At 51.5% G+C, this 2921-nt stretch carries 2 protein-coding genes; both read right to left on the bottom strand.

The annotated features are described in order from the left end of the window. Window positions 1–480: 480 nt before the first annotated feature. Window positions 481–2187 carry a lamin tail domain-containing protein gene (locus ACR3FF_RS26570; protein ID WP_458191082.1) on the bottom strand — a complete coding sequence of 569 codons (1707 nt, stop codon included), beginning with the start codon at window positions 2185–2187 and terminating at the stop codon, window positions 481–483. 212 nt (window positions 2188–2399) lie between these two features. Continuing rightward, window positions 2400–2540, bottom strand: coding sequence for a hypothetical protein (locus tag ACR3FF_RS26565; protein ID WP_458191081.1), 141 nt, complete (start codon window positions 2538–2540; stop codon window positions 2400–2402). Between the last annotated feature and the right edge of the window lie 381 nt (window positions 2541–2921).

Here is a 2921-nt window from a genome sequence, read left to right as displayed (position 1 = left end):
CGGCTGACCGGCTCATCGACTGGCAGTTTACGACCGACGATGCCCGGATCAAGCTACACCGACTGTACCCAGTTGAGTTGGAGGAGAACTAACGAAACCACGGTTGAAGCTACACTGAGTCAGATGAGAGCGAAAGCTCGGGAAGCGATGACTCTGAAGACTCCGCTTCGGACGACTCGTCCACTGGAGACGATTCTCAAGACGACTGCTGAGACAGCCAGTCGACCACCCCTATTTTCATGACCAACAGATCACGGCGACGGTTTCTCACATCGCCATTGGCCACAACGAGTCTCGGTATGTTTGCTGGGTGTTCGGACATCCTCGGGTCCACCGAAACCAACACGCTAGAATCGTCCCCCCAGACGTCAGACTTGACGACAGCAGTGACAGAAACGATTGCAACGAGCGTTGATGCGGTGTAGAATTACCTCACTGTGCTTGTCACACTCTAAAATCGATATAGAGAATGAAGGACTCTCAATTATACTCTTTCTGAATCACGGTCTCGCCACTACTAGTTGTCACGATGATCGTATCGCCACCGTTGTTCCAGATTGCACTTCCAGAGCCCCAGAAGAGCTCATTCGCCGAATTTGAACCACTCCCCGTATACAGGGTCACAGACTCGCCTGCACCAAGCGTGAACTTTGGCACCGAATACTGATGTTTTGCTGCATCCTCGATTGTCCAACTTGTGAGAGTCAATTCACTGTCTCCCTCGTTCGTGAACGTGATATACTCCTCGTTGAGATTGTCGTGATCGTTCCCCGGCGCATCAGCTTGGATCTCCGAAACAACAAGCTGACTCGCACTTCTGCTATCGCTATCACCGCCATCGTCCGGCGCTTCGTAGTTCCAGAGGCCAACGTGATTTTCTTGTGCACTCTGCTCATCACTCGCGAACTCCGAACGCTGTGAGAATTCACTATCGTACATCCGCGCATAACCCTGCTCAATGAGCATTTCGTTCACCGAATTGCTGTCATCTGTATACACATAGACGAGTAATCTGCCGTAGGAGCCACGCCGATCAGCACGGTCATCCGTTTTTATCGTGACCGTCTCGCCAGCGACCTGCGTCCGTGCAAATTCGCTCGCCTTGTGACCCCAATCACGAAGCCAATCTTCCCCGTCCTGGGTGGTGGGTATTCCTTCGAACTCATCTGGCGTGTTTTCGACGTGTACCTCTGGAGTGTCAACACCGAGCAATCGAACGTCTTCAGTATGCCCGTCAGGGAATTCTACTTCGTAGGTATCACCATCAACGACGCGAACGACTTCGACTGTCCACGATGTTTTAGAACCTGAATCGACCAGCTCATCTGTTGTAGTCGGTGTTGTACTCGTTGTTGTGGATGCTGGGGAAGTTGTTGTACTTCTCGTCGTGGATGGTATTGTGGTCGGCGGAATACTATCAGTTGTGGATACTGTTGTGACCGGTGTTGCCCTGGTCGTAGTGGACGCTGTTGTGGTGGTATGTTCTGTCGTAGATGTTGGTGGCTGTGTGGTCGTAGTACTCGTACTTTGGGCTACCGTTGCTGGAGTTGTCTCTACCGGTTGTGTTGTCGTCGATGGTGGTCTTGGCTTTGCACCGAAATTGACCTGATCTTCCCATACATCAATCAAATCATCACCTAACACGTCTTTATCGAGAAGTTCGACACGGATTGTCTGTGCACCAGAGTACCGGTTAAGATCGTTTTGCTCCAGTTGAATCGTGTAAGTTCCGGTGCGCTTTTGTGGTAGTTGTTGGGTCTCTGTGATCCAGTTGTCATCAATTTTGACAGCGAGTGCCGGTTCACCTGGCCCGTTTGTATCAGCATCTGCCATACGGGTATCAACAGTCACTTTCAGATCGAAGTTCTGGAGCCCGGGGCCAGTGGGATTCGGTTGTGTGTTGATGATCTGGACGTCAAATTGACGGCTCGAAATAGTCGTATCGGTAGTTGTCGAAGTCTCGGTTGTCGTGTCAGTGGTTGCTGATGTTTCGGTCGGCAAAGCGGTCGTTGCTGTGGTCGTGGTTTTAGTGTCGGCGGTCGTGCTGCTAGAGCAACCGGCGAACACCATCATCAGGGCTACGAGAACGAGAGTGATGCTTCTAGTGTAGGTGCGATTATTCATAGGATCTGTAACCAAATATAGGTGGGCGTTGTGAGGATATAAGTCTTGTCTGAGTGAAAACATGACATGGAACATAATCCGAAAATTGAGAAACATCCACCCACATTGCGGTTTCCCTCTACTAGTGGAAACCCAATGACAGGAATAGCCACCTCCGAGAGTAATGATTAAAGACTGTTCTCGAGAATCTACAGGTGGAGCAGGGCGAGTACCTCGGGGGGTGACCCCGAGGTAGTTCACCTGATCTCCGATTGAATGTCCCTGGCGAGGATATGCTATCGTCGCTCGGCCGAGACGGCACGCACATCATCCACTGGAAGCCTCTTCACACCGAACTCGTCGAGACCTACCACGATCTCAATCGGGACAGAACTGTCCACCATCATAGGGTGATCAATGAGCGACAACTCGTCCATCGAACGGTACTGCGCAATCTAGTACCTGCGCTCATTAAACCATCTGACAAGGTCTACTATTCCTCAGAAATCCACCAGATAACAACTCGGGGACTCAACTTCCCCGCTCTACCTCCCCATCCTCATGCAACTCCTCAAGCCGTCAACGAGCAGTGGGTCGCTCAATGCCAAGCGTACCCGCCACCCACCGAGCTGTTACCGCCGGAAACTCCGACTCACATATCGCCGCGAGAATATCCTCGTCAGTGGTTTTTTCTGCATACTCGCTAGTTGTCCACTCTGGCTCAAGAGACCAGTTGCTGACACGTAGTAGTCAGAATGAGGCGACTGAATCAGTCGCCTGATTCAGCCGCTGTCCGGATTGGTGCGTAATGAGGCTAC

It is taken from the genome of Haladaptatus ordinarius (assembly GCF_054177595.1).
The sequence above is the reverse complement of the archived record's forward strand: the minus strand, read 5'-3'. Positions and strand labels throughout refer to the sequence as shown.

Coding starts and splice junctions, on each gene's coding strand:
- ACR3FF_RS26570 (WP_458191082.1), bottom strand. CDS start 2,187: ATGTTTTCACTCAGACAAGACTTATATCCTCACAACGCCCACCTATAT.
- ACR3FF_RS26565 (WP_458191081.1), bottom strand. CDS start 2,540: ATGGACGAGTTGTCGCTCATTGATCACCCTATGATGGTGGACAGTTCT.